General features: G+C 69.6%; 5 protein-coding genes. 3 read left to right on the top strand and 2 right to left on the bottom strand.

Features of this window, described 5'->3' with window-relative positions; genetic code table 11:
• Positions 1-256 precede the first annotated feature (256 nt).
• From ABTY61_RS41055 to ABTY61_RS41045, 3 genes are all read left to right on the top strand, one after another.
• A complete protein-coding gene (locus ABTY61_RS41055) occupies positions 257-1,735 on the top strand; it encodes an FAD-binding protein (protein WP_350510355.1) in 1,479 nt (492 codons plus the stop codon).
• Between the two features lie 57 nt (positions 1,736-1,792).
• Positions 1,793-2,257, top strand: a complete 465-nt coding sequence (locus tag ABTY61_RS41050; protein WP_350510354.1) for an SRPBCC family protein — start codon at positions 1,793-1,795, stop codon at positions 2,255-2,257.
• Between the two features lie 248 nt (positions 2,258-2,505).
• Positions 2,506-3,285 carry a class I SAM-dependent methyltransferase gene (locus tag ABTY61_RS41045; protein ID WP_350510353.1) on the top strand — a complete coding sequence of 260 codons (780 nt, stop codon included), beginning with the start codon at positions 2,506-2,508 and terminating at the stop codon, positions 3,283-3,285.
• A gap of 324 nt (positions 3,286-3,609) precedes the next feature.
• Here the strand turns inward: ABTY61_RS41045 and ABTY61_RS41040 are convergent, their stop codons facing one another.
• Together ABTY61_RS41040 and ABTY61_RS41035 are read right to left on the bottom strand one after the other, a co-directional pair.
• Positions 3,610-3,909, bottom strand: a complete 300-nt coding sequence (locus tag ABTY61_RS41040; RefSeq protein ID WP_350510352.1) for a hypothetical protein — start codon at positions 3,907-3,909, stop codon at positions 3,610-3,612.
• A gap of 207 nt (positions 3,910-4,116) precedes the next feature.
• Complete coding sequence (locus tag ABTY61_RS41035) at positions 4,117-4,941, bottom strand: chymotrypsin family serine protease (RefSeq protein WP_350510351.1); 825 nt, start codon at positions 4,939-4,941, stop codon at positions 4,117-4,119.
• Between the last annotated feature and the right edge of the window lie 506 nt (positions 4,942-5,447).

Raw genomic sequence — 5,447 nt, 5'->3', positions numbered from 1 at the left:
CACCCACACCTACCAACAACAAACCCGCCACTTCGACCACACCAACTACCACACCACCACCCACACCCCCACCCCCTAACACCCCCACCAACACCCCAACACCAACACCCCAACACCCCGGCCTGCCCACGGCAGGCCACACGCATACCCCCACCCCGTCACACCCACCGCACACCCACCACCAACCACCCCACGCCCCAAGGCCCCTGCCCCCCGGCCCCGCCCATCACCCCTACGGAAAGGAACCCCGCCACCCATGAGCCGCCCACCCCTGACCCGACGCACCCTGCTCACCGGCCTGGCCGCCACTGTCATCGGCTACAACACCACCACCCGCGCCTGGGCCACCGCCGACACCCCCGTCTCCGGACGCCTGTGCCCCGTCCCCGCCCTGGAGGGCACTCTCACCACCGCGCCCGCCACCACCACCGCGTTCGCCCAGGACTTCGGGCGCCTGGTCACCACCACGCCCCACGCCGTCCTCACCCCGGGCTCCGTCCAGGACATCGTCAAGATCATCGACTACGCCCGTGCCAACGGCCTCAAGGTAGCGATGAACGGCCAGAGCGGCACCGGGAACGACCTCGAGTCACACTCCAACTACGGCCAGGCCGGCGCCGCCGGCGGCATCAGCATCAACGCCCGTGCCCTCAACCGCATTCACGCGATCACCCCCACCAATGCCACCGTCGACGCCGGCGTCACGTGGGCCCAGCTCACCGACGCCGCCCTCCAGCGCGGCCTCACCCCGCCCTGCCTCACCGACTACCTCCACCTCTCCATCGGTGGCACCCTCTCCGTCGGCGGCATCGGCTCCACCGTGCAGAAGTACGGGCTCCAGACCGACACCGTCGAATCCCTCGACATCGTCACCGGCACCGGCCGCCTGCTCACCGCCACCCCCACCCGCAACGCCGACCTCTTCAACGCCGCCCTCGCCGGTGCGGGACAAGTCGGCATCATCGTCCGCGCCACCGTCAAGCTCATCCCCGCCCCCGAGCGCGCCCTGGTCTTCAACCTCTACTACACCGACCTCGCGACCTATATGAGTGACCAGGAAACCATTCTCAACGACGGTCGCTTCCACTCCCAGGTCGGCGAAATCCAGCCCCAACCCGTAGGAACCCCCACCCAATACAAAATCGAAACCGTCGCTTACTACAACGGCACCACACCCCCCGCCTCCGCCCCCCTCCTCGCCGGCCTCACCCCCAATCCGCAACAGACCACCATCACCGACACCACCTACCGCGACTACACATTCCGCGTCAACGCCTTCGCCGACAACCTGAAGAACACCGGTTACTGGGACCAGCCCAAGCCCTGGCTCTCCCTCTTCCTCCCCGCCACCGCCACCCACCAGTTCCTCACCCAGACCGTCCCCACCCTCACCCCCGACGACCTCGGCGCCGGGCTCCTCCTCTGCTATCCGTTCCACACCAACAAGATCACCCGTCCCCTCGCCATCACCCCCGGCGAACCCACCGCCTACCTCTTCGACTTCCTCACTTTCCCCCACCCCGGAACCGACCCCCAGCCTGCCCTCGCCCGTAACCGCGCCCTCTACGACAACGCCACCAAGCTCGGTGCCAAGCGCTATCTCGTCGGCGCCGTCCCCCACATGACCACCACCGACTGGCAGCGTCATTACGGCCCCCAATGGGCCACCCTCACCGCTGCCAAGCGCACCTACGACCCCGCCCACACCCTCACCCCGGGACAGCATATCTTCTGATTCACCACCCCGGAGATCCAGAACCCGAACCCAAACACGAACCCGGAAAGGAAACCCGTGCACACCATCAACCACACCGCCACGACGATCCTCCCCGCCCCCGCCCACATCGTCTGGCAGCACCTCTTCGCCGAGCTCAACGGCACCTCCACCTGGTGGCACCCCCACAACACCTTCCGGCCCGGCCCCACGCCCCCTGACCAGCTCGGCGGCACCACCCACGTCACCGTCCACACCAACGGTGTCAACAAGCCAGGCCCCAAGATCCACTTCACCGCCACCACCACCCACATCACCCCCGACACCCACTACGCCGCCTCCCACACCGGCCACTTCCACGGGCACACCACCATCCACCTCACCCCCCAGCACAACAACACCCAGACCCACCTTGCCTACACCTTCACCGCCACCCCCCACGGCTGGCCCCATCTCCTCCCCATCGGCACCGTCCACGCGAACCACACCACCGCCACCAACACCGCCCTCACCAACCTCCACCGCCAGCTCGCCGCCCACTGACCGTCAAGACAGCTACCAGAGGCTGTAGTCATGCAGGCCGACACCGACCACAGCGCCGCCGCCCGCGAGTTCGTGGACGGCGGCGTCGGCCTGCTCCGGGCAGCCGGCAGTACGGAGGACTTCGTCCGACCGCCGTGAACCCGGAGGACACCTCCGCGCACCGCCAGGCAACCGGCGCGGACGCCGCGGAAGTCGAGGAAGTGCTGAGAAATCCCGCCCGAGCGCCCGGGCATCGATAGCGTGGCCGGATGGATCACGACCGACAGCGTCTCCACGCCTCCTCCTTCGGTGCGGCGGCGGCCGCCTACGCCGAGCACCGTCCGGACTACGCACACGCCGCGGTGCGGTGGGCGCTCGACTCCGCGCCCGGGCCGCGGGTGCTCGATCTCGGGGCCGGGACGGGAAAGTTGACGGCCACCCTGCTCGAGCTGGGGGTCGAGGTGATCGCGGTCGAGCCGGATCCGGCGATGCTGACCGAGCTGCGCCGCTTGCTGCCGGCCGTCCGTGCGCTGTCGGGCAGCGCGGAGTCGGTTCCGCTTCCGGACGCCTCGGTGGACGCCGTGCTGGCCGGCAACGCGATGCACTGGTTCGACATGGCGGTCGCCGGGCCGGAGATCGCCCGGGTGCTGGCCCCAGGCGGCGTCCTGGCCGGGCTCTGGAACCTCCTGGACGACCGGGTCGAGTGGGTCGCCGAACTGGCGCGGGTGAGCGGGGCCGCGGCGATCGGGCCGCGTGACACGCCCGCCGCCTGGCGGGCCGAGACAGCCGGTGCCCATCTCCCGAGCAGCGGCGGGGCCGTCCGCTTCGGCGAGGCGCAGCAGGACGTGTTCCCGCACGGGCAGCCCCGCACGGCCGATTCGTTGGTCGCGACCCTGGCGACGCGCGCGGGGATGCTGGTCATGCCGGACGACCGGCGGGAGGCCGCGCTGGGCCGGATCCGCACGTTCCTGGCCGGCCGCCCGGAGACCGCGGAGGGCGGGTTCACCCTGCCGATGCTGACCGGAGTGCTGCGCACCCGCCGGCTGTGACGGCCACCGCCCCCGGCCCCGGGCGCCCGCCACTTCCGCAGCACCTGTTCCGCGGGCTTCCCGCAGGGCACGTGGGCGAGGTTCAACGGCGTCTCGCCGCCGTCTGGCCGGTCGTCCCAGATTCACCAGCAACGCCGGCCCACCGGGCCTTGCCCTGGAAGGCGCTGAGCAACACCCGTTAGCCGGCGGCCTGTTCGGAGGTGCCCGCGCCAGTGCACGTCGCCCCACGAGGTGCCCAGCCGCGGAGCCGGTCGGCCGAGCAGTGTCGGTGCACTCGGACAAGTCGGGCAGCCAGGTCACGGCAACGTGACCCGGCTACCCGACTCAGGGCTGCGTCCTTGGCACGGTGGGGACCGATCCAGATACGAACACCGGCACCGACGAGACGACGTTCGGGCGGCCGGACTGCGTGATCACGACGACGGCTTGGTAGTCGAAGTTGCGCGGGTCGGTCACCTGTACCCACGTGGTTCCTGGGCACAGCATGTCAACGGTGGCCTTGCCGTCCTCGGCGGGATTCGAGGCGCGGCCGACGACGGTTCCGTTCGTTGTCGTCAGGTAGGTGCTGACGGGATCCCCGCTCCGGCCGCTGCGGTATTCGACCTGGACGGAGTCCTTGCCCACGGGCACCCGCTGAATGGCCAGCCTGCTCGGGTCGGTCTGCCCGGCGATCTGGTGTCCGCCGCGGCTGAGGTGTCGTGGCCGGCGCACGCGGCGAGCAGCGGCACGAGCGAGATGGCGAGCAGAGCGGCCTTGCGCTTCAAGGGGTGCCTCCTGACGGTGGGCCCCTCTGGTGTCCCGGAGGGGCCCTGTCGCGTTGGACGTGCGGGTTCAGGTGCAGGTTCCAGGCGTTGAGGATGTCGGGGGCCTCCGTCCAGCAGAAGGAGCCTCCTCCCAACGCGGACGCGATGCCGCGGGCCTGCCGGCTGCTGCTGTCGGTGATGCTGAACCGTCGTAGTAGGAGCGGGCTCTGTCCTGGCACACGGAGTCGCCGTTGTAGGAGTAGGCGGCGGAGGTCACCGGGTACCACTGGCCCTGTGGCTGGTCGGCCTCGTCGGAGTTGCTTCCCGCGCCGTTGGACTGCTTGGTCCAGATAACCTGTGCGTCCCACTCGGGCCGGTCGCCGCCGACGTCCCCGACGTAGCTTCCGTAGTTGAGCTGCCAGTTTCCGACCGCGTCGCCTTCACCGTGGACGTGGGTGCCGGATCCGGTGGAGAAGCAGTGGTCGGCGGTGATGATGTAGTCGCTGCCGGAGCTGTCTTCGGCGGCGAGGCCCGCGGTGCACTGGGCGGTGTAGCCCGCCGCGTGGGCCGGGCCGACCAGGACGTCCCTGCCGATGAAGGGGCTGGGATCGTCCCACCGCCAGGCGATGGGGGTGATCGGGTCGCCCGTGGTGACGGTGACGGGGACGCTGTTGTCGGCGAACTCGGCCTTGATGTGGTCGACGGCGGACTTTGCGACGACGAGCTGGATGCCGGAGCCGTCCGGCGCGGCGGAGGCCGAGTACACCTCGAGGTGCGAGGCGTCCAGCGCCTTGGTGGCGTTCATGATCGCGTCGATCGAGTCGTCGACCTGCTTCTTGGTGTACTTCGCCGGAAGGTACTTGATCTTCGAGGTATCGACGTTCCCGTGGGAGTGCTTCGCCGCCTTCAGCATCTCGTATACGGTGCACGCCGACTCTCTTCCCCGGGCATGGTCGTGTCCGGACCGCCGGAGAATAGTGGGATAACTGACCCTCTGCCACCCCCCAGGGGGTGCCGCGCAAGCGTCCTCATCAGCAGACATGACATCGAGTCAATCCGTGTGTCTGGCAGTGTAGTTGTGCCCCTCTAGCGCGGCCATGGGAGACCTTGCTCCAGCAGGCCTTTCGCGGGGCATGCGCGATTCCCGAAGGCCAAGGTGATGTGCTGGCGTCGAGGGGCAGCCGGACCAGTCCCGCTTCGAGCCGATCGGCCGGGCCCTGTGCGCCGCACTCCCACCCCTGTGGATCTTGGTGACAGACTGACCGCCAAGGTCAGGATGCGGCGAGCGTGTGCGCCGGCGTTGCCCGAAAACGACGCCGGCGTGTGAAGTCGGCCGAGACACGGTGTGCCGGATGGGCGGCGGGCCGAGGACGCCGGCCCAGTGCCGCAGCCGCTCTTCGGCGGCGCGGGCGGTGGAGG

It is taken from the genome of Kitasatospora sp. NPDC096128 (assembly GCF_040303105.1).
In the GTDB taxonomy this organism is placed as follows: domain Bacteria; phylum Actinomycetota; class Actinomycetes; order Streptomycetales; family Streptomycetaceae; genus Kitasatospora.
The sequence above is the reverse complement of the archived record's forward strand: the minus strand, read 5'-3'. Positions and strand labels throughout refer to the sequence as shown.

Coding starts and splice junctions, on each gene's coding strand:
- ABTY61_RS41035 (WP_350510351.1), bottom strand. CDS start 4,941: ATGCTGAAGGCGGCGAAGCACTCCCACGGGAACGTCGATACCTCGAAG.
- ABTY61_RS41055 (WP_350510355.1), top strand. CDS start 257: ATGAGCCGCCCACCCCTGACCCGACGCACCCTGCTCACCGGCCTGGCC.
- ABTY61_RS41045 (WP_350510353.1), top strand. CDS start 2,506: ATGGATCACGACCGACAGCGTCTCCACGCCTCCTCCTTCGGTGCGGCG.